We start from the raw sequence: 26,417 nt of genomic DNA on the forward strand, positions 1-26,417 counted from the left end.
TCTTTCAATGTGAAAAGTCTTTTCACACTTAGAAAGCAAATTATTTTACGGTGGAGGACTCCCCCTGATCTTCAGCCCACACAGAAGTGTGAATTTCGATATTGCCGCGCTTTGCCCTCCAAACTCCAACAATTGCCATTAACAAGAGCACCACTACGTTTGCGGTTGCCAATCCCGGAGTCATGGACAGGCAGGATTTCCAGAATACCACGATAAACCCGGCCAGCGACAAGAAGTTGATTGCAAAATACAGGCCGTTAGAAACGTGGAAACGAGATTTTTTCCATGCCTCCGGATACTTGGAAGGCATTTTGATTTGTGCCGTAAAGTTCAAAAATGCAAAGAATGAGGTGAATATCTGCACCATATTGGTAATCACTGTAATTGAAAGGCCAAAAACAATCGGAATAATTCCTATAAGATACATAAAAGTCAATATGTAAATACGCGAACCCTTGGAATTTTGTTTTCCAAAAGCAGATGGGAGCCAGCCGTCATCACATGACTGACCGATGGTAATGGCGTTATAGGCAAAGCTGGAGTTTAAAGTGGACAGCAACGCCATGATGGGGCCTCCAATAATGAAAAAGTAGAACAGCCAAGATGGGAAAATACGCTGTGCGGCAAAGACCAGTGTCGTAGACGCACCGTACTCACTCACGCTCATAACACCCACGCCAGCCATGGCCACCCCCACATATAAAATAATCAATGTGGGAACCGTCATCAGCATGGCTACGGGAATATCCCTTGTGGCATTCTTGGAGTCGCGGCCATAGGCAGTCGTCATATAATAACCCTGGCAAGAGTATACAAACAGCAGCAGTGCGCCTGTGAAACCACCGGAAATCTGCCCATCGGTAAAGGTAATCCCCCAACCGTTGATCAGGAAATTGGGGTCACTAAAATTAAAAATTGGTAATTTCATTTTGAAAATACCGACAATGGCAAAAAGAATCAATGCAGCAATGAGGAGCCATGTCATCAGCTTTTGCGCTTTAGCCATGACATCCACACCCAGCAGATTGACAACAAAAAAGAATGTCAGCAGCGATACTCCCACAATGGCCCGAGGAACCGTTCCTCCCAGAACGGGAATTATATCGCCCAGATAAGCGGATGCGGCAGCTCCAAACAAAGACAAGCCCAGACATTGCGTCAAATAAGAAAATGCGTAGATGCCGGAAACAGTGGGTCCTGCCAATTCACATAGCATGGAATAGTTACCGCCGCCCAGACGAAGTGTGGACGAGATAAAGACGAAAGGCAAGACCATGATAAATCCCATGATAATCGCCGCTAAATAGGCAAGCCACGCAGAATAGCCGGTCATTTTGATTGCGGGGACAATGAGCGTGATTACACCGGCCCCAATCACCTGGCCCACAGCTAATGCATAGAGTTCTACTTTTCCAAGAGTTCCGGGTTTTGGCGCTGGCTCTTTAATAATTTTAATAGCCATAGCAAACTCTCCTTAGTTCCTCTCCTGATTGTAATCAATACATCCTTGCAGAAACGTTTCCATTTAAAAGTCCTTTACAGGATCCCACATGCCGGAGCAGGCGCGCTGCCCTTTCACCGGCCAAAATTTACACCCCTTTCTCCCCTAGCATAATGCCCTTGAGAATTACTCCACAATTTTGTACAAAAGTGCTTTATCAATGGCTTCCTGCAAGAATTCGTTACCGATGCCGGGCAGATCGGGAACCGTGAAGTACCCGTTCTCAGGCTGAAGGTTATACTTTGTAAGACCCAAGCAGGTATCCATCCGATTACATGTGTGATGCTCATGTATCACAAAATTGGGAATCACGCACTCCAAATGCAACGCGGCATTGGTAGATAACGGACTGCCCGCCACATGAATCTGAATTCCCGCATCAAATGCGTGCGCCATATCGCAGATTTTTTTGACTTCACTGATTCCGCCGCAGTTTCCAATGTCGGGTTGTGCCAGCTGTAAAAGATTGCGCTTAAAGTAGTCGGCATATTGCCAGCGGGAAAAGAGACGTTCACCGTTGGCAATTGGTACACTCACATACTTTGCGATGTATTCCACCGTTTGAGTCGTGGGTGTATTCGGCTCTTCAAAGGCTAAAATACGATACTTCTCGGCCAGCTTCCCCAATTGCACAGCACCCAGCGCATCCGGATAAGAATGGTTTTCCATAATGATATCCACTCCATCGCCGGCGGCTTCCCTCGCTGCTTTCATCCGAGCCTCCACCATCTTGAGCTGCGCAGGAGTTAAGAAGCCGGTTGTATCCAAAAAGTTCAGGGGTTTGCCTTCTTCGTCCCGATCAAAAAAGTCAATTTTTACCGCATCAAACCCCTCTGCCATAGCCAGCTTCACATTATAGGCATAATCCTCAGGCTTCACGGCCCAAAGATGTTCGCTTACCCCTACCTGCCCCCAGCCAAACTGAAGCTGACTTGCATAGGTGCGAAGCTTATTGCGAACCTTGCCTCCCAACAGCTGGTAAACAGGGACATTAAAATGTTTGCCCTTAATATCCCACAATGCAACGTCAATGGCGGCAATGCCTGAGAATACCACGGGACCTCCGTTCTGCCCCCAGAACGTCTTTTTGTACATGGTTTCCCAAATAAGTTCCGTTTGCAGCGGATCCATACCGATGATCAACTCTGCCAGATCACAGACCATACCAAAAGCCGCAGAACCACCCACACCATAAGCCATACCGGCTTCGCCATCCCCACGAATACCAACATCAGTGTAGATGCGGCAGCCAATCGGGCTGTTCATCTTGCTGTTGGCCGTGGGCAATCGAAACACTTCCACCTTTGTAATTTTCATACTTCATCCCTCCGCATAAATTTATTTTAGTTATCCGTTTGTTCGGTTGTTCGCTATGTTGTAAACATATATCTAATTCTTTATAAAGTCAAGAGGATTGTTTATTTCTTGTATTAAATGTAAATTAACATAGTAATTTGTTGTGCATTTCGCTGATTTCAAAATTGTATATACGCTTTGTGAAAAAATATCATACCCGCCGAACGAAGATATAAAAAGGGCCTGCCTATTTTGCAGACCCTTATGTTTTAAATCGTTCAGTTTTTTGGTTGTAAGCTCTGTCAATCTTCGGGGACATAGTCTCCTTGTGAAAGATGTCGAAGCCATCCTGCGCATATTTTTACGAGCGGGACGGAAGAGCGGTGAGCCAAAGAGCACCGGCCTGCCGGGCCGTCTCACCGAGAAAGTCCCCCGTCTCTCTCCCCGCTGCGGCGGGTCCCCTCTGTCACCGGCAGCAGGCAGGAAATTGAAGGTTTTTGCAATGGCCTTATATCCCGCACGCTCCAGCTTCTCAACCGCCTTACGAATGGTGCGGACGGTAGGAACGGAGCAGTTGGTCAGAGCGGCGAGACTAATGATGCACTGACCAAATCGATTACGGTGGCTGTACAGGGAGGGTCCCTGTCAAAGGCTCTGTAAATGCGCAGTCGGCAGGATTTCCCGTTGGAAGTACAGCTTGCCCCGGATGCAAAGTGGAGGGGAACCAAATCGGTTCCCCTCCATTCGCGTCAGATTGAATTAGTTGCCCATAGTTCTATAAAGGAATGTGACGGCCTGTGCCCTGGTGCAGAGATCGCCGGGCACAAACTGGCCGTTGCTGCGGCCGGAGGCAATGCCTTGATTTATTGCCCAAGTCACCGCCTGCGCATAGTAGGCATCAGCACTCACATCTGAGAAGCCAGTCCCGGAAACCGCTGGACTTCCCTCCGCGCGCCAGAGGAACGTCACCACCTGTGCCCGATTGCTGAATGCATTCGGAGCGAATGTGGTCGCACTGAAGCCGCTGGTTATACCTTTTTCTACCGCCCAGAGGACCGCATGGTAGTAATAGGCGTCTTCACTGACATCCGTAAACGGATTTTCCATGGTGGCGGGGGTGGGAGAGCCATTGGCCCGCCAGAGGAATGTGACGATCTGCGCACGAGTGCAGCTCTGGCCCGGGGCGAAAGTATTTGCAGAGTTCCCGGCGGTAATCCCCTGCTCCACCGCCCACTGCACCGCATCATAGTAGTATGCGCCGCTGGAAACATCATTGAATGCGGCCGCCGTACGGTAGCCTACCATGTACTTGGAAAAATGAGGTGTGACAAAGGTCACCATGCCGGATGTCCTGTCGTAGGAGGTCTTGCATGCTGTCAGGCTGCCGCTGTCAGTCAGGTAGTAGACCGTCAGCGCCGCAGCCGTTTCACCGTCCTTCAGAGCATACGGAATGCTTACGGACGCGGCCCCGCCGCCCAAATCATGGATTGCGGCGGCATTGCCGTTGGCAATGGAAATGTCAAATACCCGGCTGTCGCCTGTTGCCTTTTGCTGATCCGTGTTCAACTCGGAAATTGGCACAGGCTTTACGGAGACGGTCACGTCTGTCCCGCCCTGACGGGCAACTGCCATCAGCGCATCCCTGTCCAGAGTCACATGCGCAACCCCGGAAGTAATCGTCAGCGCCGCATCCTTGTGGCCGGCGAGCGTTTCCAGTGCGTCTACCGGAATTGTAACAGACAGGCTGTCGGCTTTGGACGGGGTATTTACCTCTAGCTTCACCGCAGGCGCGGTGGAATTCTTCTGGGCCGCAGCCAAAGCACTGTTCACCGCACTGGTGACGGTTGCACTGCTTACCGTGACGTTGGCCGTTGTGCCGGAGACGGTGGGTGTTACAGTCACGGCAACGGTGGTTGTCTTTTCACTTGTAGTCGTATTTCCGGAGGGGGACTTAGAATCGCTGGAAGAGCCGCCACCGGAGGAACCTCCGCCGCCGTTTGAAGTTTTAGTCGTGGCTGCGGAAAGCGTAAGTCTGTCGCTTTGACCCACGGGGCTCATTGCATTGATCGTAATGGTGTATTCGCTTTGCTCGGAGAGCGCGTCAAATGTGGCGGAGGTTGCCGCTGCTTCCGAAGTCAGTGTTTTCAGCAGCGTCTTCCCCTGATAGAGCGAAATGACGTAACTGTCGGGCATCGGTCGGTTGTCCGTGTTTTCGGGTGCTGCCCATCGAACTTCCAAGCTGTTGGGCCCGGATTGAACCGTCGCCTTGGGCGCCTTGGGCACCTCCAGTTGGGCCTTGAAGGAGCCAAATTTCTGATCGGCAGTGATCGTCACCGTGGTGCCAATCAGCTTACCAGGAGCAATACCGGAAATCGACTGCGTTTCCGCTCCCGTGCTCCAAGCATAGCGATATTGCGTGCCTTCTTCTCCGCCCTTCACCTGTGCCGTCATCACATAGGTGCCGTCTTCGGATTTCTCAATGGAAATGACCGCTGCGCCGGTAAGAACCGTCCTCTCCGTAATCAAGAGATACTGCTCCCGAAGTGCATCATTGGCATTCGTCAGAGCTTCCAGCGTGGGTTCATAGCTGCTAAGAACCTGAATACCGGCGGTGATGGCTTCCTGCAGCGCCGCCCAATGCTCCTTTGCGCCATAATCCGCTTCGCTCAGCGCCTGCGCCTGATCAACCATCGCATCCAGCGCCAGCAGCGCCTGGAACACCTCATGCTCCTCAGCAATGTCGTCAATCAGCTCGTGATATTGCATCTCGCGGTTGTATTCGGTAACCACGGCTTTGTGGTCGATACGAAGGCCGTCCGCCTGCATCCCTGCCAAAAAGCGATCCAGCAGCGCATCAGACAAATTGCATATCAGCATGAACTCCGTGTCCACACCGCTGCCGGAATACGGTGTCTTATCCGCTTCATATCCATCCAGTCCCGCAAGATAGCCCACAGTCTGGTTCAATTCGGCATCCGAAACATCCAGCACCTCAATGCCCAAGCCGGACAAAATGCTTCTCAGCCGCATTCCACGGGAGGTATTCTCGCCCAAATTGTAAAGTGCAACCTTCGGCCCCGCCATGGTGGTACCCTCGCTGACAATTGGCGCGGAAACGGAGAAATAGTCAACTTCCTCTTCCGCCCATTCGGTATGCGGCAGACGGAGCTTGACGATCAGCCGATTTCCGGGAATGAGCGTCGTCCCCTCCCGCACCGGAATTTCCACCTTGCCCTTGGCAGTGTCGCCGGAACGGCTGCTGACTTGACCGACCACAGTCGCTTTCGGACTTTCCCACAGTTCATTCTCTTCAAATTCCCTGTCCGTGTAATTTGCGGGGAACTGATAGACAGTGGCTGTGCAATAGAAGTCGTCGCCCATGGTCAGATATTCGTCTGAATAGTCAATGGTAACCGGAATGGTCTGTGCATCGGAAGGGATTGCGGCGGCTTCAAACGCCGCATAGGGCGTTCCCCAGTTTGGCGAGGGCTGAACAGCCACGATATTTGACAATGTCTGCTGTCCGCCCGCCGTGATCACAAGCTGCAAATTGGTTCCGGCCGTTAAGCTTCCGGCTCCGAAATAAAGCGTGCGGTTGGCTGCGCTGATGGAGAGTGTTCCGTTGACCAGTGCCGTGGCGGTCTGGGGGTCCAGCACACTTCCGGTAAACTGATACAGCGTATAGGAAGCCGCGCCCACTGAGGTATCAAACGTCATGGCTGCACTCACGTGTGTCATTCCTGCGGTTACCTTGGTATCAAGAATTTTTGCGGTGGGTGCGGGAACCACAGCTTCCCCCAAAACAATCATCGGATCGGAAAAGTAATCCACCGAGGGGTTAACGCCACCGTTCCGCATTACAACAAGGATTTTTTTACCCGGCGTAGGCGCGGGAGAAAGTGCAAGTGTATTTTCTCCTTCCTCCAAACTGCCCAGCACGGCAAAATGCAGGCTTGTATAATTGTTGAGTTTGTCGCCTGCGTATGTTTCATTGGCACCCAGCTGAATGACCCGCAGAATCCCCGAAGACGGAATGTTTGCCAGCGATACCGCAATGCTCGTTGTATCCGCCGTAATTTCCGAATCCTGCAAGGTCACGCTTGGAGCCCCCGGCTGCGCCGCGGCCGCAACGGTAAACGCGCTGCTGGTAAAGGTATTATTGCCGTTCATGTACGTAATGACCAGGCACACCTGGTCCCCCGCCGCCAGCGCTGCGGAATTGATATCAAAGGCAATTTCCCCCGGGCTTTGACCGTACTTTGCTTGCAGGGGGGTGTCTGTATTCGCCACGCCGTTAACCAGTTTGCAGAGCTTGACCACATTCAGGTTTGTGACGCCGCTATTGCGCGCGGTCACCTGAAACACAGCCTGGGTGCTCTCCGGCGTCAGCTTGCCAACCAGAGAAACCGTCAAATCCTGCACGGCTTCCACCGTCACCGGCCGGGACTGTGCAGCAGCCGCTCCGCCATTGAGAATAAACGCCACCAGTTGCTTGCCGGCGGTCAGGGAAACTCCGGTATTGGGGATGATGGTATTTGCGCCTGTCACAGGACTTACTTTTGTGCCGTAAGCATCCCCGGAATCCGAAGCAAATTCCGTTACACTCGCCGGATAACTTTTCAGCAATAAAATCGAGCCGCCCGGCACAGCGCCGCCGACGGTGACGGAAACGCTTTCCGCATCACTTTCGACGGGCCCGCTGACCGCAACCGTCAACGTATCCTGATCGGGTGCGGCAGAAACCAGCACCGAGTCGTCGGGGCGGTTAAAGGCCGCCTCATAGTCGTTGCCCTTTGGCAAAAACAGCTCCTGATTCTGCGCCCAATAAACCACGGCGCGGACGCGATAGCCCTCACGCAGCGGCTCGTTGAGCTGAATTTCCTTTCCATTAAAGGCTTCAGTCGTCTGCAAATTGTTTTTCAAAGAGATTTGCTCTCCGCTTTCAAAGTCAAAGGTGTCTCCAGCGGGATACTGGGCCACCGCGCAAGTGATGCTGGTCTTCCCGTCCCGCACCGCCTGAAACAGACGCTCATCCCCGGTCAGGCTGATGTGCAGCGAGGTAGCCCCCGCGTAAAGTTCCGTCTCGTCAATTGTCACATCGGGATACGTATAATCTTCAAAACCCTTTCCGGAACCATCAACAACCTGCAGCACCTGAGAATTGATGGGACGATAATTGTCCTCTCCCACCGGCACGTTTAGACAGGCAATAATTTTATACCCCACAGTCAGGGGCAGATTATTTACGTTAAAGTCGCAGGTAACTTCATCGCCATCCTTTACCATGCCCGACCACAGGCTCTTGTTATAAGGCGCATCCGGACTAAAGGTGGTGTTGCCCGCATAGGCGTAGATTGTCAGGGCGCACTGCTGAACAGTCTCGTCCAGCAAGACATTAACATCCACGGAAGTCTCATCCTCCCGGAAGGGCTCCGTTCGCTCCGACCCATCTTTTTGCAGGCTGACCCGGCAATTTGCAAGGATGGCGCTGGGGTCTGTGACAACGGGACTTCCCCCAACAATGAGCGGCTCGGAAACGTAATCCACAGGACTGTCCCCGCTCCCATCCCGCAAAACGGCAACAATCTTTTTGCCCGCAACGGGAGATGCGGACAGCGTCAGCTCATTATCGCCGACCTTGATGGTGGTGATAAATCCCTGCGCCAGCATATATGCAGTATCAGTAAACAAATCAGATGTATATTGCGCGCTGCTATTTAACTGAAAAACACGCAAAAGTCCGGCTGTCGGAACTTGGGTTAAATTCACGGTTAAGGTGTTTGTCTGTGTGGTGATCTCCGTATCCTTGATGGAAACCACTGCCTGCGCCGCAAACGCCGGGGGTACTGCCAGCGAAAGCAGCATCACCAGCGCCAACAGCAAGCTTATTCCTTGCCTGTGCATCTTCTGGGCCATGAAATATCCTCCTTAAACTCTTGGGCGCATCGTCCCCTCAGTCGCAGTTAGGTAATACTAACCACGGAATTAAATTTATACAATAGTTTTCATAATTTGTCAATTGTCGAATGTACCAAGAGTGGAGAAGTCAATTATCGAGATTGGTGGGACAGGTAGTAGAATATATCCCCACCCTTGCCAGATAAGCCTCATTTCCGAGAAAGTCGTTGGAAAATATAATAAGAGCGTTCATGCCATCGGCATGAACGCTCTGGAAAGCGGAGTACGGGAGATAAACCGTGATAGGATGAGCTAAGCTCAAGATACTAAAACACGGGGCCCCATTAGCTTCGGGCCACCTTGGCCCTCAAACAATACTTATATAATCTTTATTACGAATCCTTTTCCAACTGTTTCGCGTCATTTTTTTCTGCATCAGATAAACAGACGATTGCACTGTCCAATCTGCGGTCTTGAATTTTCGTCACTTTTATCGTTAACCCATACTCTTCAAGCTCCGGTGTACTTCCGTCATTCGGGACCGTTCCCAGGATGCCAAAGACAAGGCCGCCAAAGGTATCGTGTTCCTCATCAGGAAGTAATACGCCTAATTGCCTGGCTACCTCATCTAGCGGTGCTGTTCCTTGAATACGCCATGTCTTTGAATCTATCCGCTCAATTAATGGCGCTTCCGGCGGTTCAGACATATCGTCATCAAGGTCACCTACCAATTGTTCCAGCAGGTCGTTCATAGTGACAATTCCGCTCATTCCGCCATATTCATCAACAACAACGGCAAAATGGTTTCTGGATTTTTTCATGTTACGGAACAAAACATCTGCCCGCACGGATTCCGGGACAAAATAGGCGCACTGCACCGCTTTTTCCATTGCATGCTCACGGGCCTTATTATTAAGCCTGAGGTAGTCTTTTGTATATAAAACACCGATAATATGGTCCGGATTATCTTCGCAAATAGGATAAATAGAGTGTCTGCTTTCGTTAATGGTGCGTTCCCACTGTTCATCCGTTTCTTCAACCCACAGCAGAGAAACCTCCGTGCGGTGCGTCATGATTTCCCCGGCAGAAATATCATCAAATTCAAAAATGTTTTGTATCATACTTTGCTCATCGGGCTGTATGGTGCCTTTTTGCTTACCTGCGTCTAAAATCATGCGAATTTCTTCTTCCGCATTTTCATCTTCCTCACTGTTCGGGTCAACGCCAAGCAGCCGCAGGAGTCCATTCGTGGATACGGTAAACAGCCAGACGGCCGGAGTAAATATCTTTGAAACTGCGTAGATAAGCCCTGACATACCCAGCGCGATTTGCTCTGCCTTTTTCATGGCAAGCCGCTTCGGAATCAATTCCCCAAGAAGCACGGTAAAGTAGGTTAGAAGGACTGTGATAATAGCCACAGATAGAATATTAACGACAGATAACGGGATGTTAATCCCCACGCTGATAAACCAAGCTACCAACCGGTCGGAAAAATTCTCCGTAGCAACGGCACTGCTCAAAAGGTTTACCAAAGTAATGCCGACCTGAATTGTAGCAAGAAAACCTGCGGGCTGCTCGGTAAGTTTAGTAAGCCGCATTGCCCGCTTATCTCCGGCAGCAGTAAGTTTCGCAAGTTTGTTATCATTCATCGTGATCACAGCAATTTCCGCACAAGCAAAAATTGCATTAAGACATATAAATACAAGTTGTAGCAAAAATAGCCATAACAAGGGATTGTCTTTCAAAATTATTACCTCCTGAAATACATTTAATGTATATCATCATATTTCTAGAATTTTAATTCGAGTAAGCACTTAACTAGGGAAAAATATAATATAAGTTTGTTCTTATAGCAGCAAAAAAACACACAGCAAAAAGGACAACATATAATTGCCCTCTGCTATGTGTATAAAAAATTGAAATATCTGTTTACGCCCTTTGAATAATACTAATTCAGTACTTCGACAATTCGGAGGTTCTGAATCAGGATCTGAAGATTCACTCACGTTAAGTACACCTACCCTTTTCTTATGTAATCATAGGATATTTTGAGGAATATGTCAAGCCTTGAAAAAAAACTTCGGGCCAATTTGGCCCGAAGTTCCTTTTTATCCGGAAGTCCGTCAAAAAGTATCGGAAGATTTGGTGCTGACATTGTTCTTGGTTCTGGCATTTCCCTTTCGGCCAGGGCGGGCAGGCCCCTCAGGCTCTTTACGGGGAATTCCTCCCCCGATGGTTCCTTGCAGGCACTTCGCACCGCGGCATGGATGGGGAACCTTTCACTACCACTTTGCGTAAGTCCAGCTCATTGATACAGCTTAATATACTCTTCGGTCAGTGCGCTCAGCCCCATCATGTTGTAAACCTCCACGGGATTAAACATCTTTTCGCGATCTTTCAGGGTATTTTCCTGCGCAAACAGATTGGCAAATAGATCATACATTGACTTTGCCGCCACAGCCATTGCCGAAACCGGGAAAAGTCCAATCTGGTAGCCCAGCGACTTGATCTGCTCAATAGGAAGATTTGCAGCCGCACCCTTTTCATTCATATTGACCAACAGCTTAATTTTTGCATTGGAGGCCACGTACTCCAGTTCTTCCGCGGACTTAAGCCCGTCCACATAGGCATAATCCGCACCGTACTCGCCGGCACTGTTGATTCTGCGGACCGCCTCGCTTAAGTCATTTTTTGCAATGTTTGCAATGGTGCGGAAAATTATCACAAAGTCCTTTGAGACGTTTTTTCTTACCGCCTGAATTTTAGGAATGGTCATCTCCCAGCTGAGCATTTCCTTGCTTGTAGTCGGAACGGACTGGGGCAAAATCTGATCATCCACCTGCATTCCCGCCACGCCTAGAGCTTCAAACATACGGGCTGTGTTTGCCACGTGAATCGCATTGCCAAACCCGTTATCCGCGTCGGAAATCAGCGGAATATCAACCGTTGACGTAATGCGCTGAATTGCATTCATAAACTCCGTCAAATTCAAAAACCCAATGTCAGGCCGACCCAAGCCCGCAATGGACAGTGCGCCGCCAGACAAAAAGAGGGCTTTCGCGCCGGTTTCTTCGGCCATTTTGGCGGACATACAATCATAAATTCCGGGGACAATCAAAAACTGGTTTTGATCGAGGATTTCACGCAATTTTTTTTTGTTATCCATTTTTATCTCCTATCGAAAATTAATAAAAAATGATACATGCGGCAGTTGTGATGATCCAGAAGATAACAGCCAGCGGAGCGCCCACCTTGGCATAGTCCTTAAACTCATATCCGCCGGCCTCCCAAACCAGCAGATTGGGGCCCGTGCCAAAGGGCGTGCAGAATGCGGCAGATGCCGCTACGGCAATCGCCATCACCACGCCTCTGGGGCCCATCCCCGCCGACTGCGCAACCAGAATTCCCATTGGCACCAGAATTGCGGTCAGAGAAGTGTTCATCAAAAACTGGGTGGTCACAATGGTCAGTCCCGTGACGGCGGCATAGACAAATACTGGAGAAGCTTCGGCTAAAACTGGAGAAAGCATATCAATAATAAACTGTGCGGCTCCAGTCTGAATCAGGGCAGTGCTCAGGGGAAAAATCCCCGCAACCAAAAACAGCGTGGTGGTGCTGAACGACTTGACCGCTTCATCAACCGTGATACAGCCAAACAATACGACTAGAATGGCCCCCAACGCCGCCGCCAGATGCATTGCCAACAGCCCACTCGCCATGCAGTAGATAATAAACACAAACACTGCAAAAACCAGAATCATTTTTTTGGGGCTTCTTTCGGCCAGCTCGGCTGCATTGCTATTTGAAATTTCTTTGGACGGAAGCAGCTTTTTTCCGATGGTTGCCATGTAAATCAATCCGACGATTGTAACAGGGATGCCAAACTTTGCAAATTCAAAAAAGGTAAATTCCGCAATTCCCGCATCAGCCAAAAGACCGTTGGCAACAATATGCGGCGTGGTTCCAATCAGTGTGATCGTCCCGCCCAGCGAAGCAAAAAAGGCGACCGACATCAGGACTTTTGAAAGTGGGACCTTGGCTTTTTGTGCTAATGAGCTGACGATTGGAATGAGACACCCGGTGGTTCCGGTATCGTTGAGAAATGCCGACAGGCTTGCCGCTACGATCCCCGAGCTTAAAATGATCCCCGTTTCGCTTTTCCCAACAATGCCAATCAGTTTTTCACCAATAAAATCGGCCAGCCCGGTCTTAAAAATAGCCGCGCCAATTACCAAAAGGCTCATAAAGAAGACCACAGTGGTGTTTGCAAAATCTGAAAATGCCGTTTTGGCGTCAAGAATTCCCAAAAGAGCCAGTGCCGTAGGTATGGCCGCGCCAATTAAAATCGGATGGATTGGCTTCCAAATTAAGAGGACGATTGCCGCAACAAAAACCACGCATGCAAGTATAGCCTGTGTTGTCATACTCTCTCTCCTTTTTATGTCTTTATTAAAGCTGCAGAAGTAGATCCACAATCCCTTGGGCCATAAACAGGACACCGGTTTTAATGCTATTTTCGTCAAATAAAATACCGGAATTGTGCAGCGGCAGCCTGGATTGTTCCTCCTGATTGGCTGTACCCAGTCGAATCAGCGCCCCGGGGACCTTTTCAAGATAAAAGGAAAAGTCCTCGCTTCCCATGGACGGAGTTTCAAGCCATCGCAAATTCTCGCTACCTATTGACTGCTTCCCCGATTGTTCAAGCACCTCGATTACCGGGGTATGGTTGATGACCGGACCACACACCTTTTGAAACGTCAGTTCTCCCGTGGCGCCAAAGCTGGCCGCCTGGTTTTCAACAATCAGCCTGAGCTTTTCCTCAATCCGACGGTCAGTTTCTACGCTGAGCGTTCTCACTGTGCCCTCGGCCCGGGCAGTGCTGGGGATGACATTCGATGCGGTTCCGGCAGTCAGCTTTCCAAATGTGATCACTGCGGAATCGACAGGTGCGATATTTCTTGCAATAATAGACTGAATGGCAGTCATGGTATAAGCAGAAACCAAAACCGGGTCAATGCTCCGGTGCGGGTGGGCGGCGTGACCGCCGCTTCCGGTGATTTCAAAGGAAACATTCGAACTGGATGCCATCATGGCGCCTTTTTTCAGACCAACGGTACCGGCAGGAAGATCGGGCCAGGTATGCATGGCAAGAATAAAATTGACCGGGGGATCTAAAAGGACACCTTTTGTTATGGCCCGCTTCGCGCCAGTAAAATTTTCCTCTCCGCCTTGAAAAATCAAACGGACATTGCCTTTCAGCCGGCTCTTATTTTGGCTCAGTACTTTTGCCGCGCCCAGTAAAACCGTTGTATGGATATCGTGGCCGCACGCGTGCATACAACCTGGATTTTGGGAGGTAAAATCCAGCCCGGTTTTTTCATCAAGCGGCAATGCGTCCATGTCCGCCCGATACGCAATGGTCTTCCCGGGCTGTCCGCCCCGGATCAATGCGGTGACCCCCACATTTTCAAAAATGTATTCCGGAGACAGCCCGCATTTTTCGAGAAACTCAAAAACAAGCCTGGATGTCGCAGTTTCGTGGTTGCTTAATTCGGGATTCTGATGAATTTGCCGCCTGATTGCAATCAGCTCGGGCAGCATCTCCCGGATGGAACGTTTAATATCCTGCATAACGCGTTTCACCTTCCTTTGTAGTTATCTACAAATTGATGCTAGCATATCAGGTTTTTTCAGTCAAAGACCGAAAAAGTAATGCACATTATAACATCTAGTGTTATAATGTGCCGGGGTGATGATATGGATGAAATAAAGTTTGATTATATAATGGAAATAGCACGGCAAAAAAGCATTTCAAAGGCGGCCAAAAATCTGTTTATCGCCCAGCCGTCACTCAGCCGCTATGTCATCAATCTTGAAAAGCAGCTCGGCGTAAAGCTTTTTGATCGTTCCCACGCGCCTTTGGAGCTGACCGAAGCCGGCATTCTGATGGTCCAATATATTGAGCAGTCAGAAGCATTAAAAGCAAAGTTTTTCAGCAAACTCGGGAAGCACAAGGAATCTACATGCACTGAAATAAAAATCGGTGTGGTTCCATGGCGTATCCCAGTATTTCTACCGAAAATTGTTCCGGAATTTATGGACAAGCACCACAATGTCAAGGTTGTCATAAAAGAGGGCGTCTCGCAGGATCTGGAAGCATTGGTGCTTGCAGATCAGATCGACGCCTGCGTTGTCAACGGTCCGCAGAACAATCAGTTACTGGAATATCGGGTGCTGAACTATGAAAAAATTGTACTGGTCGCTTCACGCAGTTCGGAGGTTGCCAAAAGCAGCTATGATTTTGTGAACAACAGATACTACTCCTCCATGATTGATCTGCGGTCCCTCAGAAACGAAGCATTTATTCTTTTGGTGGAAAAATATCGACTGGGCCTTCTCTCCCGAAAAATATTTAAATCGAGAGATGTTATGCCCTCCCGTATCACCTATGTTTCTAATATGAACACAGCACTAAGTATGTCAGCGGTTGGGCTTGGATTAACATTTATGCCCGAATCCGGTATTGAGCGTTCCCTCGATGGGGGTGAATCACCCCTCTATTTTTCCATCGGCGAACCAGAATTCGGCTTTCCACTGATCATCGCTTTTAAAAAGGGTAAGAAATTAAACCAACCCTTAATTGAATTTATTGATTTTGTGTGCAGCAATTATAATGACTACCGTCAGTGCTGATCATTTTTTAAAATAAATTCCAAGCAGCAGACACAAGTAAAAGTTCGAAGAAAACTATAATACTGAAGCTTGTGTCAATATCTGATGCCCTTCCGCTCCGTTGGGCAATATACCGCTCCGGTTCCCCTTTTCTTCTCGTTTCGTAGTGCGGTGGCAGGTACTTCATAAGAACCTATACCGCATAAATCCTACATATATGCAGAAGCTTCTTAAAAGCCGAACTATAAATTCGGCAGAGGGCGGGAGGCGGCATACACATGAGTAAGAAGCGGCGGGTTCTCCGAAAAGTGGGAGCAGGTCTTTTTGCCGCAGCCTTTTTATCTGTTTGGCTATGCGGATTCATCTTATATCAGCCCCCTCAAAAGGCTAATTACTGCGAAGTTAAAATTGTGGCGCATCGGGGCGACTCCTCCCGCTTTCCGGAAAATACAATGGCCGCCTTTCGGGGGGCGGCAGACGCAGGGGCAGACTATGTCGAGTTGGACGTACGTCAGACATCAGACGGAGTCTTAGTCGCCATGCATGACAGCAACCTTCTGCGCACTACCGGAGTGAATCGGGAAATCTGTGACGTTACCTATAATGAGCTTCGCAGTCTAAAAGTAAGGAGCGGCTTCGGGCCTTGGTCTATTCAGGAAGCAATTCCAACGCTTCAGGAGGTATTTCAGTTCCTGAAAAGCAGCAGTATGATGCTGAACATTGAACTCAAGCCATGTGAAGAAGACGGCTACGAAAAAGAAGTCGTCAATTTGATCTTGGAAACAAACATGCAGAACCGATGCCTGGTCGCCTCCAGCGACTGCGGGATTCTTCAGCGAGTGAAGAGCTACGCCCCCGAAATCAGAACAGCATACGTGGGCTGCAATTTTAAAAGCTGTATTCTAGAGCTGCGGTGTGCCGATGTTATCAGTCTGAACGCAAACTGTGTGGATGCAGAGGTGGTGCAGCTTTCTCATTCTGCGGGTAAACAGATCTATGTGTGGACCATCAATACAAAGCAGATTCTGGACAAGGTCATTGCTTTAGGGGTGGATGGCGTCATTACAGACAATCCGTCGTTGGCAATTCAGAGAACTTATTTTATTAAGAAGCAGCCTGCGGCTCAGGCGTCATAAGGACAACGTGTCCGGATGCTCTGCGCCTTGATGGGTTTTAAGGAACCTTGTCATTTCTTTGCGTATGATTCTCGTCGCTGACGCTGCTTGCAGCGGGGTACTTGAGGCACTCGCCTCATATATAGTTTTGCACCGCGCCATAAAAGATAAAAGGACGCGCCTTTCAAGCGATGAAAGGCGCGTCCTTTTAATTGAAATAGCAGCAGATTATCTGTTTTCTGAAGTCTTTAAAATTGTTGGCGGGTTTTGAAGTTCACTGATCGCTCCGCAAGTTGTTGCAACGATTGCCCGTCTCACTTCCGGGATTACCAGTTTGCGCTTCACTGCTGAATAGTGTGCGGAAAATCCATCCCTCCAATTGACAAGCCGCAGAGAGCGCGTCGCTTATTTTTTTCAGCGGGTATTGCGGAGCAGCCTGAATGATAAGGACCGGATGGTCGTTGTCAATATACATGTTCAAAAGAGTGGCTTTTTTGAACGATGCCAAGTCGGCGCCCTCCTGCACGCTTTTTCCCAGGACTGAATATGTGACATAGATACTTTGATAGCGGCAGTCACCATTGAACAGATGATAAATCTTTTCAAAAAACAAATCCGGCATCAACGTAAAAGTAAACAGGTATCGCCCACAGAGACTGTCATGCGCCTCCAGCAGCGTTCCGCCCTCCGAAAGCGCCATTTCTTTGAACTTGGGCATTTCATCAGTCCACAAACCGGCGGATCGCTGAGACCTGTCCTCAATCAGAAGCATGGAAGAATTTCCTTTGAGCAGGCATTTTATTGCATTGCCTACAATCCGGCGAAATTTCTCTTCGTTTTTCTCTTGCTCGGATACGTTTTTTTCGTAGAAAAACGTGGGAATCCCATAGTATCGAACAAATTCGGGTAGCGCTTCACTGATTCGGAAATCGCCCTGTGATAGCCAGAACTCATCTGGATTGGGCGAATTCTTCTTTTCCTTGCCGCGCCGTAAGAACATAGTTATTCTCCAATTCTTGTAATATCAGTCACCCATTCGCTAGGGGAAGATCAGGTGTAAGAACCAGCCATGCCAAAAATCGGCCCCCGGCAATACCCCCAATCGCTCAAGAATCGTATTCGATGCTGTAATAGATACAGGCATCTAAATCGTAAATTTCTATCCGGAAATCTGTGTAGTCTCCGTTTGAAGTCTCTTCAGGACTGTTATCCCAGAAAAGCCACACGCCATTGGTGATCTGAACTACATATTCCAACTCCTTGATGTGTGACAAGGTCTGCTGTGCAAAATTGGAAAGCGGAGTTTCTTAAAATCCATCCTCCCGCAGCTTTTGCGCAAACTTCTCGGATTCCCCCGGTAGAATATAAGCCGTATCAGTTGCGGCGCCACCCGCGCGAAATCCACGGTCATCTGTTCTCGTGACTTGTGTTCCCTCAGGGTAAAAAGGGTGAATTTTTGAATCTTGAATTGTCAAGTCAAGTGCAACGATTTTTGAAAAAAGACTTCAAAGGGAGTTTTCCATCCTAAGCATTTGCGAGGTCTGTGATTGAGCTTTTTAATGAAGTCTGCAATTTGGTTTTCTGAAGAAAGTGCGATGTCAAAAGACTTGGGCAGATATTCTCGAAGCAGACCATTGGTATTTTCATTTGTGCCCCGTTGCCAGGGCGCATGGGGGGCTGGGAAGTAGAACTGCACTCCGTTTAATGCCTTCGTTACGCAACTATGCTTAGAAAACTCTTTTCCCCGGTCAGGCGTGATGGTTCTGCGTTTCTTCTTAGGCAAAGCGGATAACAAAGAGATCATCTTGTCTGCAACCAGAGCCGAATATCGCTTTGCTACCTTTCCGGCCAGCAGATACCGGCTGCACCGATCTGTGATGGTTACAAGACAGGCAGAGCCTGTTTTCCCAGCCACAGTATCCGCTTCCCAATGCCCAATAATTTGCCGATCGTCAGCTTCTTGGGGGCGCTCTTGAATGCGGTTGCTGATTGCAATTTTGCCTCTGGTTTCAACGGTTCCTTGGCGGCGTCTGGTTTTTCCCCGATGGCGTAGATTCCTAATTGCACCCCGATTTCCCTTGGAACGCCTTTGCTCCGGCGTATCAAACGCCCCGGAATAAATTGCCCGATAAATAGTAGCATAGCTGACTCTGAGTTGGTTGTTCTCGTGTACAAGGCGATTCGCTATTTGTTCCGGAGACCATTGCTCTTTAAGAAACAAACGCATCACAGTTTCCTTTAGCAGCATGTTTGAGAGTAGCCTCTGCCGCCTGCATTTCTTGCGGCGGTTATGGTAGCTCCTTTGTGCATCTATTGCGGAATACCTTTCATGGTGAAGCTGGTTACGGCGCAGCTCTCGAGATATCGTTGATGCGGAACGTCCGATTTCACCCGCTATCCTTCGTACACTTTTACCTTCTGTACGCAATACAAGTATCTTTTCTCGTTCCGATATGCTAAGATGATGGTAATGACTCATTGTCTTGGTATCCTCCCATAGTTGTCCTCACAAACACTATGGTATCGGATTCCCTGCTCTGAGTCATTATTTTTTACTGCTGCACTTACATTGTAAATTCAAGCTTTTGGATGGCCGCTTCAATTGCTCACCCATCGCTGAAAGAAATGCTGAAAAGGCCCGTCAGGTTCTACATGGCAATGCGCCGCTGTGGGCACAGGAAATACCTGCCCTTCCACAAACATCATACAGCCCCTGAACCTGTTTTACAAGGGCATTTCACCAGACAGAATCAATGGAGAGAAGTTGCACATTATTGTACAACTTCTCTCCATTGTCACGCCTTTTATCAAAAGGACTTTTAGGAGGCACGGCATGAGCAGAGAAGCGATTGGAGAAAACGGAGCCGTTTTGGGAAGCGGCGAGTATTGGAGTCGGGTAAACCGCTCCACCTTTTTCGGCGGACTGATGCAGCGGGCATCAGAGGCAAGCTATCAGGAAACACTGCGGGAAACCGGCAGTCGGGCAAGCGACATGGTGGAGGAAATCCACGAAGATTTGCAGGAGCATAAAAAGCGACTCTCTTCCATTGATTCCGGGGGTCGAAATACCCTTGCAAAACAGGTTCAAGGGCTGTATGATGTTTGCAGAATGGCAGATACTTCCTGCACCCACAGCGGCGAATGCATTACTATGCTGAATCTCTCGGGTCTTTTCAGCAATCCTTTCAGCGACGAGCGCGCAATTGAAGCCGCCATCCGCAAGGTAAAAAACAATCCGGATTTCTTTTCAAGTGAATGCATTGATCTCATTGAAAAGGCTGCGGACTGGGGCATCGCTTTTGCCGCCGGAAGCAGCGAGAAAAAGCGGGCATTTCTGGAAGACGTTGCGCAGGGAAAGGGCAAGGACTTTTTGCAGGAGGTTGCGGACGCCTATCAGGCTGGAAGCGATACGGCGGATATCCGGGGAAAGTGCGGACACTCCATCGGGAGCCGCGAATATCTGGACCGCATGGAGCGGGTTGTTTTTCGACAGGATGTCCCAACCATGTACAGCGCCCGCTGGGGAAGCCCGGACTATGACGGTCTGCTGAAAAGTTCGCTGGAATCCATTGCTCACCAGCTGGATCAGGACCTGGAGCGCAATGAGCGGGAGAACAATTACATCACCGATGATACCGCCAAAGAACTGAAGCTTGCCGTCGGCGAGTTGGAGCGCTGCGGTATCAGTACCGGCTCGGCCAGCGGCAAAATAGAAAAGCTGGCGTGGTTTGTGGGCGGCGACCCGGCGAAGATTCGGGAGCTGCAAAGTAAGCTAAACCAGTTGGGGATTGGCGAGCATCTCAATGAGGACGGCGTTTATGGAGGAAAAACGCTAGCTGCGTGGGAGAGATTTATTAAAAATTTGGAGCACGGAACGGTGCCGACACTTGCATGGATTGACCCGCTGCAAAATAACGCAGGAGGATTAATGATTGCAGGCAGTAACAACATGCCCAATAATTCGATTGCAGATGTAAAGACTGGCTATCGGTATCTTCGAATCGATACACCTCATATTAGCAAAAACGGAGTGCCGCATAAAGTTTTCTTTCGCGGGGAGCAACTGCCGATTGATTATAATCACCTCAATGTTGATTTTGGGAATCATCCCACTGCGCTTCAATCTTGGCTTAAAAACAGATATAATCATTTTCGGCTCAGTGATAGCGCTTACGACATGCTAAAAGATTTGAAAAGCGCCGGCAAGAAGGTTCGTGTTGCCGGAAAAGTATTGCTGGTGGCAGGGATTGCCCTGGATGCTTTGGAGTTAGGAACAACTATTGACGCGGACTTAAAGGATGCAGATCGGAAACTTGGCAAAACAACGCTTTCCACCGCCGTCGGTATCGGTGGAAGCTGGGCGGGCGCCGCGCTGGGGGCACAGCTGGGCGCGCTTGCGGGCGTGGCAACCGGTCCGGCCGCATTTATTGCGGTCCCAGTTTTAAGTCTTGCGGGCGGCATTGTCGGTGCTTTGGGCGGGGATGCCCTTGGGAGATACATCGTGGACATCACTTGTACGGAGGATTAGATATGGGACTGATTAAACTTTTATGGGACCTTTACTATTTCCCACGGCATCACGAATCTACGTTGCCGCCGGGCAACTGGCCGCCGGACGGTAGTCTGCATTTTATTGAATGTGGGACCGCCTCTTGGAAATCTATACCAGAAACGTATAGAAACTATGAATTTTCGTCAAACGAAGATGAGTATGATCGTAGAATTGGGGAACTCGGCATAGAGATTATGAAGCGTTTCTGTGTTTCCAGACGGGTTTTAACAAAAATAAGATCCGTCAGGGAGGTTTCTAAAAAAGAAAAATCTCCACCCGATCGCTTTCCTGTGCGGTATCAGCGGTTTTTGCAGCAAACTCAGCCGCAGACCCCTATCTATGCAGGACATGATAAGGAACTCTTCTTTTGCACCTATGGCTTTGATGGAACCGCGCTGGCTGCATTTAAGGAGCTTGATCGAACGGATGACTGCTTTTTTGATTATTACGTTTTTCCGGAAAGCGCCCTAATTTCAAGCGCGGAAGAAACCTCCAAAGCGGCTGCCGCTGGGGAGTACGACGTGTGGTTTAGTCTGAGCGAATGGGGGCCGTGTGCCCTATATGTAACGCTGAATCCCGAAACGGTTGACGTGGGCGAATTGCAGGAACTGATCGCAGAGGTTTGCGAGGAAAATGATATTTTGTTTCAGAATCCGAAAGGGTACGAAGGGTAGTTGTATGGCACGAAGACGGGATCATTCCATGCTCTATGGCGTGTTGGGTGGGTTTTGACTCTTTGTGTTGCTGCCGCTTTTAATCGCACTGTATTTTATATGGCCCAGCTATATGTATTCAAAATCCCACCCTTTTTCCCCGGAGGGGACGCAGGTCTCACAAACAGATGATCACGGATTTCCCGGGGATGGAATTGCAACCATTACAGCTCATATTTTACCGGAGGCATCTGAGGAGTTTGCTCAAAACTTAAGGAGGATGGATTCGTAGAAACGCCAATTTCCGAGTTTGTGCATATGCAGTTGCAGGGAGTCACAGAAGCAGCGGACGCCGCTCAGGTCACCAATGGTCTATGGTATTTTCAAGACGATACCCCTAATAAAGAATTTTCTGGAGGAGACTGTTTTAATTATACATTTGAAATTTACGATTTGGACGCCTATATCTATTACAGTATCGAATACGATTCCTGAGCGACTGCGCGCTGGCGGGCGCAACATTCGGTCCGGCCGCATTTATTGCGGTCCCCGTTTTAGGTCTTGTTGGCGGTATCGGCGGAGCCATAGTCCGGGACGCGCTTGGGCGGTATATCGTGGACATTACTTGTACGGAGGATTAAATTGAAATGAGCTTTATCAACGGCTTTTTTAAGCGAGCGCTTTCTGCGCAGTATGCCGTGCAAAATGAGCAGGCATCGTGCGACACAATGTACTTTCTGGAATGCACAGAAGAATCCTCAAAAAATATTTCAGGCACTTACATTCGCTACGAGTTTACACAGGATTTAGATGAATATGACGCCAGAATTGTAAGACTCAGCGCGGAAATTATGAAGCGATTTTGCGGTTTCAGACAAGTTTTAACAAAAATTCACTCAGACAGGGAGTTTTCAAAAAAAGAGGCACGCAATTCAAAACATTTGCTCTTTACCGTGCGGTATCGTGAGTTTTTGGAGGGCATGGATTCCCCGATCTCAATGTACGCGGGAAACGAAAGAACGCTGTTTCTTCTGACGGACGGCTTTGACGGGACCGCCCTCTGGGCAAATCAGAAAATCGATACAGAAAATCGCTGCTACTTTGATTTTTATATTTTGCCGGATACGCCCGCAATTTCAAGTGCGGAGGATGCCACCAAAGCGGTTGCCGCCGGAAATTACGATGTGTGGTTTCAGATCTGTGAAAATGGAGCTTCCGCTCTATATGTAACACTGAATCCCGAAACGGTTGACGCGGGTGAATTGCAGGAACTGATCGCAGCGGTTTGCGAAGAAAATAATATTTTGTTTCAGAATCCGAAAGGGTACGAAGGGTAGTTGTATGGCACGAAGACGGGATCATTCCATGCTCTATAGCGTGTTGGGTGGGTTTGGACTTTTTGTTTTGTTGCCGCTCTTAGTTGCACTGTGTTTCACATGGGTAAATTACATAAATTCAGAAGATCGCATTATTTTCCCGGCGGGAACGCAGGTCATAAGAACGAATGACTATGATGGATTTCCAGAAAATGGGACTGCCACCATCACGGCGCACATCTTGCCGGATAAATCCGAAGAGTTTGCACAACAGTTGCATAAGAACGGGTTTCAGGAATCACCGATCCCTGGAAATATACAATTGCAGTTGAGATATGTCTCCGAAGCAGAGGCCGCCGCACAGGTTATCAATGGCCTGTGGTATTTCAAAGATGAAACTCCGGAGGAATTTTAAGGCAGGTATTGTCACAACTATTTATTTGAAATTTACGATTTGGACGCCTGCATCTATTACAGTATCGAATACGATTCCTGAGCGACTGCGCGCTGGTGGGCGTGGCAACCGGTCCGGCCGCATTTATTGCGGTCCCCGTTTTAGGTCTTGTTGGCGGTATCGGCGGAGCCATAGGCGGGGACGCGCTTGGGCGGTATATCGTGGACATTACTTGTCCGGAGGATTAGATATGGGACTGATTAAACTTTTATGGGACCTTTACTATTTCCCACGGCATCACGAATCTACGTTGACGCCGGATGATTGGCCGCCGGACGGTAGTCTGCACTTTGTCAAGTGCACGGACGAAGCCCAGAAAACCGTTCCAAATACGCACATTCAATATGAATTTGGCGCTAACGTAGGCGAGGATGACCGCAGAATCGTAACGCTAAGTATGGAGATTATGAAACGCATCTGCGGTTCCGGACTGGTTTTGACAAAAATCGGCTCCAATAGGGAATTTTCAAAAAAAGAGAAGTTCCATCCCGAACGCTTTCCCGTGCGGTATCGTCGCTTTCTGGAGGATATAGGTTCTCCCGTTTCAATTTACGTAAGGAATGAAAAAACGCTGGAGCTTCTGGCAAGAGGCTTTGACGCAACTGCGTTTTGGATGAATCAGGAAATCAACACGGCAGACCCCAGTTTTTTTGATTTTTACGTATTGCCGGATACGCCCGCGATTTTAAGTGCGGAGGATGCCGCCAAAGCGGTTGCCGTCGGAAATTACGATGTGTGGTTTGACCTGAGCGAATGGGGTCCGTGCGCGCTTTATATAACGCTGAATCCCGAAACGGTTGACGTGGGTGAATTGCAGAAGCTGATCGCAGCGGTTTGCGAGGAAAATGATATTTTGTTTCAGAATCCACCAACAATTTTAAGGACTTTAGAAAACGATTAAGCTGCCGTGTTCAGACGGTAGCTTCGTGTTTTTTAATTCTTCCTGTGCGTATCAAAAAGGGCACGGGCCGTCAATTGACGGCCCGTGCCCTTTTCAATAATTCGCGGCTTCACACTTGCGGGGCTTATGCGGCCGCTGTCATACACCCTGTTCCGGACGTTTTTTCATCAGCTCGATGGCCTCTTTCCCCGTCATATGGTGAACGGTCATCTCCATTACGCAAAGGGGCTTCCACTCCCGGTCAATGGCCTCTTTAAGCCTTTGGGCGCTGTTTTCCGGAGCGTATTTGACAGCCAGCTTTTTGATGGCCTCCATCTTTTCAGCGTCATCCTCTAAAATCCGGAGCGCACCAAAGACAATCACGCTTCTAAAGTAGGAAGTGTATTCCTCCGGCACTACCTGGTCCCGGTCCACTACGCAAAAGGAGGCCTTTTCACACCGGCGGATCGCATCAATCTTGTGCCCTTCTTTTGCACCATGGAAATAGATTTTGGAGCAGTCATACACATAGCTCAGGGGAACAGCATAAGGATAACCGTCGTCCCCGGACAGGGCAAGAACGCCTGCCGTTCCCCGGTTCAGAACACCAACCGCGTCCTCCTCTGATAACAGCTGCCTCTTTCTGCGCATTTCACGAAACATAGCCGCGCTCCTTCCGAAACCTGCCGAAAAAGGTCTGGTATGCTTTTCTGGCAGACAATATTTTTTAAAGTATACGACGCCCAATGGGCAAAGTCAACATTTCCGTTCTTCATAGCCGGGCACATTCAATGGCCCGAGTCCGCAAATTTGACGCATCGGGCCGCACCGCAAATTTTCTTAGACAGCACGACAGGGGTATGATACAATATTAAATAGAAAGCATCCGCTTTTGAAACCGTTTTGGGAGGGAGCGCCATGAAAAAAATTATTCTGGCCCCCGATTCCTTTAAGGGGACCATGACTTCCCGGGAAGTCTGCGAAGAGCTGACCGCCGCCATTGGTGAAATTTTTCCGGAGACGGAGATTCTATCCCTTCCCGTGGCGGACGGGGGCGAGGGCAGCGTGGACGCATTTCTCACCGCCTGCGGCGGCGAGCGGGTGCGCACGGGCTGCATTGGCCCCAACGGGCAGCGCATTGAGGCGGAGTACGGCCTTTTGCCCGACGGGACGGCAGTGGTGGAGATGGCCGCAGCTGCGGGTCTTCCTCTGGCCGACCCCAAAAATCCGGAGTGCACCACCACCTTTGGCGTGGGGGAACTGCTGCGCCATGCGGCGATTCGGGGCGCGAGGAAAATCATTATGTGCCTTGGCGGCAGCGCCACCAACGACGGCGGCTGTGGAGCCGCGGCGGCCTGCGGCATCCGGTTTTTTGACGAAGAGGGAACTCTTTTTACACCCGTCGGGGGAACCCTGCGGGACATTGCCCGCATCGACCTGTTGGGACTTGACCCTGCTCTTGCCGCCCTTCCTATCGTAACCATGTGGGACATTGACAATCCCCTCTGCGGCCCGACGGGAGCGGCGGCGGTGTTTGGCCCCCAGAAAGGGGCGGATGCGGCCATGGTCCTGCGACTGGACGAGGGGCTTGCCCATCTTTCCGACCTGCTGCATCGGGACTGCGGCGCGGAGGTTCTCAGTCTCCCCGGCGCGGGAGCAGCGGGTGGAATGGGCGCGGGAATGACTGCGTTTTTTAAGAGCCGCCTGCAAATGGGCATCGAAACAGTGCTGGACACGGTGGACTTTGACAAAGCACTTGCCGGAGCGGACTTGGTCATCACCGGCGAGGGCTGCCTGGACCGTCAAAGCCTCTATGGAAAGGTGGCGGTGGGTGTGGCCCGGCGGGCCGCCCTTCGCGGTGTGCCGGTCATCGCTCTGGTAGGCGATGTTGGAGAGGGCGCGGAGGAGATCTACGCACTCGGCATTACGGCGGTTTTCTCCATCAACCGCGTGGCGGTGCCTTATGAGCAGGCGCGGCTTAGGAGCCGCCGGGACCTGCGCGCCGCGGCGGGAGATATTCTGCGGCTGTGCCGCACTCTTGAAATTTCAGAGCGGCTGTGATAATATTGATAAATCATTT

Annotated in this window: 18 protein-coding genes; 8 read left to right on the forward strand and 10 right to left on the reverse strand. The window is 49.8% G+C overall.

Translation table 11 applies throughout. The annotated features are described in order from the left end of the window. Window positions 1–40: 40 nt before the first annotated feature. The 7 genes from ABVS15_RS01245 to ABVS15_RS01275 all read right to left on the reverse strand — a co-directional run bounded on the left by ABVS15_RS01245 (window position 41) and on the right by ABVS15_RS01275 (window position 14,296). Window positions 41–1,462, reverse strand: coding sequence for an APC family permease (locus tag ABVS15_RS01245; RefSeq protein WP_369281973.1), 1,422 nt, complete (start codon window positions 1,460–1,462; stop codon window positions 41–43). 165 nt (window positions 1,463–1,627) lie between these two features. Continuing rightward, complete coding sequence (locus ABVS15_RS01250; protein ID WP_369281974.1) at window positions 1,628–2,818, reverse strand: mandelate racemase/muconate lactonizing enzyme family protein; 1,191 nt, start codon at window positions 2,816–2,818, stop codon at window positions 1,628–1,630. 738 nt (window positions 2,819–3,556) lie between these two features. Further along, entirely contained in the window at window positions 3,557–8,713 is a 5,157-nt protein-coding gene (locus ABVS15_RS01255) for a DUF3783 domain-containing protein (RefSeq protein ID WP_369281975.1), read from the reverse strand. 374 nt (window positions 8,714–9,087) lie between these two features. Next, on the reverse strand, window positions 9,088–10,440 hold the full coding sequence (locus tag ABVS15_RS01260; protein WP_369281976.1) for a hemolysin family protein: 1,353 nt from the start codon (window positions 10,438–10,440) through the stop codon (window positions 9,088–9,090). Between the two features lie 560 nt (window positions 10,441–11,000). Further along, window positions 11,001–11,861 (reverse strand): oxaloacetate decarboxylase, encoded by an 861-nt coding sequence (locus tag ABVS15_RS01265; protein WP_369281977.1) that lies wholly within the window; start codon window positions 11,859–11,861, stop codon window positions 11,001–11,003. A 19-nt stretch (window positions 11,862–11,880) separates the two neighbouring features. After that, window positions 11,881–13,170: an SLC13 family permease gene (locus ABVS15_RS01270; RefSeq protein WP_369281978.1), complete on the reverse strand. Its 1,290-nt coding sequence runs from the start codon at window positions 13,168–13,170 to the stop codon at window positions 11,881–11,883. Beyond that, window positions 13,145–14,296 (reverse strand): M20 family metallopeptidase, encoded by a 1,152-nt coding sequence (locus tag ABVS15_RS01275; RefSeq protein ID WP_369281979.1) that lies wholly within the window; start codon window positions 14,294–14,296, stop codon window positions 13,145–13,147. The genes ABVS15_RS01270 and ABVS15_RS01275 overlap by 26 nt, the downstream gene beginning before the upstream one ends. 156 nt (window positions 14,297–14,452) lie before the next feature. Here ABVS15_RS01275 and ABVS15_RS01280 point away from each other — a divergent pair, with 156 nt between their 5' ends. Both ABVS15_RS01280 and ABVS15_RS01285 read left to right on the forward strand, forming a co-directional pair. Continuing rightward, window positions 14,453–15,388: a LysR family transcriptional regulator gene (locus ABVS15_RS01280; RefSeq protein ID WP_369281980.1), complete on the forward strand. Its 936-nt coding sequence runs from the start codon at window positions 14,453–14,455 to the stop codon at window positions 15,386–15,388. A gap of 257 nt (window positions 15,389–15,645) precedes the next feature. Then, window positions 15,646–16,503: a glycerophosphodiester phosphodiesterase gene (locus ABVS15_RS01285; protein ID WP_369281981.1), complete on the forward strand. Its 858-nt coding sequence runs from the start codon at window positions 15,646–15,648 to the stop codon at window positions 16,501–16,503. Window positions 16,504–16,756: 253 nt separating this feature from the next. Here ABVS15_RS01285 and ABVS15_RS01290 read toward each other — a convergent pair whose 3' ends face one another. Together ABVS15_RS01290 and ABVS15_RS01295 are read right to left on the reverse strand one after the other, a co-directional pair. After that, entirely contained in the window at window positions 16,757–17,482 is a 726-nt protein-coding gene (locus tag ABVS15_RS01290; protein WP_369281982.1) for a hypothetical protein, read from the reverse strand. 471 nt (window positions 17,483–17,953) lie between these two features. Next, window positions 17,954–18,961 (reverse strand): IS30 family transposase, encoded by a 1,008-nt coding sequence (locus ABVS15_RS01295; protein ID WP_369281983.1) that lies wholly within the window; start codon window positions 18,959–18,961, stop codon window positions 17,954–17,956. Between the two features lie 354 nt (window positions 18,962–19,315). Here ABVS15_RS01295 and ABVS15_RS01300 point away from each other — a divergent pair, with 354 nt between their 5' ends. The 5 genes from ABVS15_RS01300 to ABVS15_RS01320 all read left to right on the forward strand — a co-directional run bounded on the left by ABVS15_RS01300 (window position 19,316) and on the right by ABVS15_RS01320 (window position 24,358). Continuing rightward, window positions 19,316–21,010, forward strand: coding sequence for a hypothetical protein (locus ABVS15_RS01300; RefSeq protein WP_369281984.1), 1,695 nt, complete (start codon window positions 19,316–19,318; stop codon window positions 21,008–21,010). Window positions 21,011–21,012: 2 nt separating this feature from the next. Continuing rightward, window positions 21,013–21,708, forward strand: a complete 696-nt coding sequence (locus ABVS15_RS01305) for a hypothetical protein (RefSeq protein WP_369281985.1) — start codon at window positions 21,013–21,015, stop codon at window positions 21,706–21,708. Window positions 21,709–22,334: 626 nt separating this feature from the next. Further along, window positions 22,335–23,024, forward strand: coding sequence for a hypothetical protein (locus ABVS15_RS01310; RefSeq protein WP_369281986.1), 690 nt, complete (start codon window positions 22,335–22,337; stop codon window positions 23,022–23,024). A gap of 4 nt (window positions 23,025–23,028) precedes the next feature. After that, entirely contained in the window at window positions 23,029–23,418 is a 390-nt protein-coding gene (locus tag ABVS15_RS01315) for a hypothetical protein (RefSeq protein WP_369281987.1), read from the forward strand. Window positions 23,419–23,647: 229 nt separating this feature from the next. Continuing rightward, on the forward strand, window positions 23,648–24,358 hold the full coding sequence (locus ABVS15_RS01320) for a hypothetical protein (RefSeq protein WP_369281988.1): 711 nt from the start codon (window positions 23,648–23,650) through the stop codon (window positions 24,356–24,358). Between the two features lie 138 nt (window positions 24,359–24,496). On the opposite strand, the gene ABVS15_RS01325 is transcribed toward ABVS15_RS01320, so the two are convergent. Next, the gene (locus tag ABVS15_RS01325) at window positions 24,497–25,000 is read right to left on the reverse strand and encodes a pyridoxamine 5'-phosphate oxidase family protein (RefSeq protein ID WP_369281989.1); all 504 of its coding nucleotides are present in this window, start codon (window positions 24,998–25,000) and stop codon (window positions 24,497–24,499) included. Between the two features lie 255 nt (window positions 25,001–25,255). On the opposite strand from ABVS15_RS01325, the gene ABVS15_RS01330 reads away from it, so the two are divergent. Beyond that, a complete protein-coding gene (locus ABVS15_RS01330; protein ID WP_369281990.1) occupies window positions 25,256–26,398 on the forward strand; it encodes a glycerate kinase in 1,143 nt (380 codons plus the stop codon). The last annotated feature ends 19 nt before the right edge of the window (window positions 26,399–26,417 follow it).

The organism is Oscillibacter sp. GMB15532, from assembly GCF_041020825.1.
GTDB lineage: Bacteria > Bacillota > Clostridia > Oscillospirales > Oscillospiraceae > Oscillibacter.

Coding starts and splice junctions, on each gene's coding strand:
- ABVS15_RS01245 (WP_369281973.1), bottom strand. CDS start 1,462: ATGGCTATTAAAATTATTAAAGAGCCAGCGCCAAAACCCGGAACTCTT.
- ABVS15_RS01250 (WP_369281974.1), bottom strand. CDS start 2,818: ATGAAAATTACAAAGGTGGAAGTGTTTCGATTGCCCACGGCCAACAGC.
- ABVS15_RS01255 (WP_369281975.1), bottom strand. CDS start 8,713: ATGGCCCAGAAGATGCACAGGCAAGGAATAAGCTTGCTGTTGGCGCTG.
- ABVS15_RS01265 (WP_369281977.1), bottom strand. CDS start 11,861: ATGGATAACAAAAAAAAATTGCGTGAAATCCTCGATCAAAACCAGTTT.
- ABVS15_RS01275 (WP_369281979.1), bottom strand. CDS start 14,296: ATGCTGCCCGAGCTGATTGCAATCAGGCGGCAAATTCATCAGAATCCC.
- ABVS15_RS01280 (WP_369281980.1), top strand. CDS start 14,453: ATGGATGAAATAAAGTTTGATTATATAATGGAAATAGCACGGCAAAAA.
- ABVS15_RS01285 (WP_369281981.1), top strand. CDS start 15,646: ATGAGTAAGAAGCGGCGGGTTCTCCGAAAAGTGGGAGCAGGTCTTTTT.
- ABVS15_RS01290 (WP_369281982.1), bottom strand. CDS start 17,482: ATGTTCTTACGGCGCGGCAAGGAAAAGAAGAATTCGCCCAATCCAGAT.
- ABVS15_RS01295 (WP_369281983.1), bottom strand. CDS start 18,961: ATGAGTCATTACCATCATCTTAGCATATCGGAACGAGAAAAGATACTT.
- ABVS15_RS01300 (WP_369281984.1), top strand. CDS start 19,316: ATGAGCAGAGAAGCGATTGGAGAAAACGGAGCCGTTTTGGGAAGCGGC.
- ABVS15_RS01305 (WP_369281985.1), top strand. CDS start 21,013: ATGGGACTGATTAAACTTTTATGGGACCTTTACTATTTCCCACGGCAT.
- ABVS15_RS01310 (WP_369281986.1), top strand. CDS start 22,335: ATGAGCTTTATCAACGGCTTTTTTAAGCGAGCGCTTTCTGCGCAGTAT.
- ABVS15_RS01315 (WP_369281987.1), top strand. CDS start 23,029: ATGGCACGAAGACGGGATCATTCCATGCTCTATAGCGTGTTGGGTGGG.
- ABVS15_RS01320 (WP_369281988.1), top strand. CDS start 23,648: ATGGGACTGATTAAACTTTTATGGGACCTTTACTATTTCCCACGGCAT.
- ABVS15_RS01325 (WP_369281989.1), bottom strand. CDS start 25,000: ATGTTTCGTGAAATGCGCAGAAAGAGGCAGCTGTTATCAGAGGAGGAC.
- ABVS15_RS01330 (WP_369281990.1), top strand. CDS start 25,256: ATGAAAAAAATTATTCTGGCCCCCGATTCCTTTAAGGGGACCATGACT.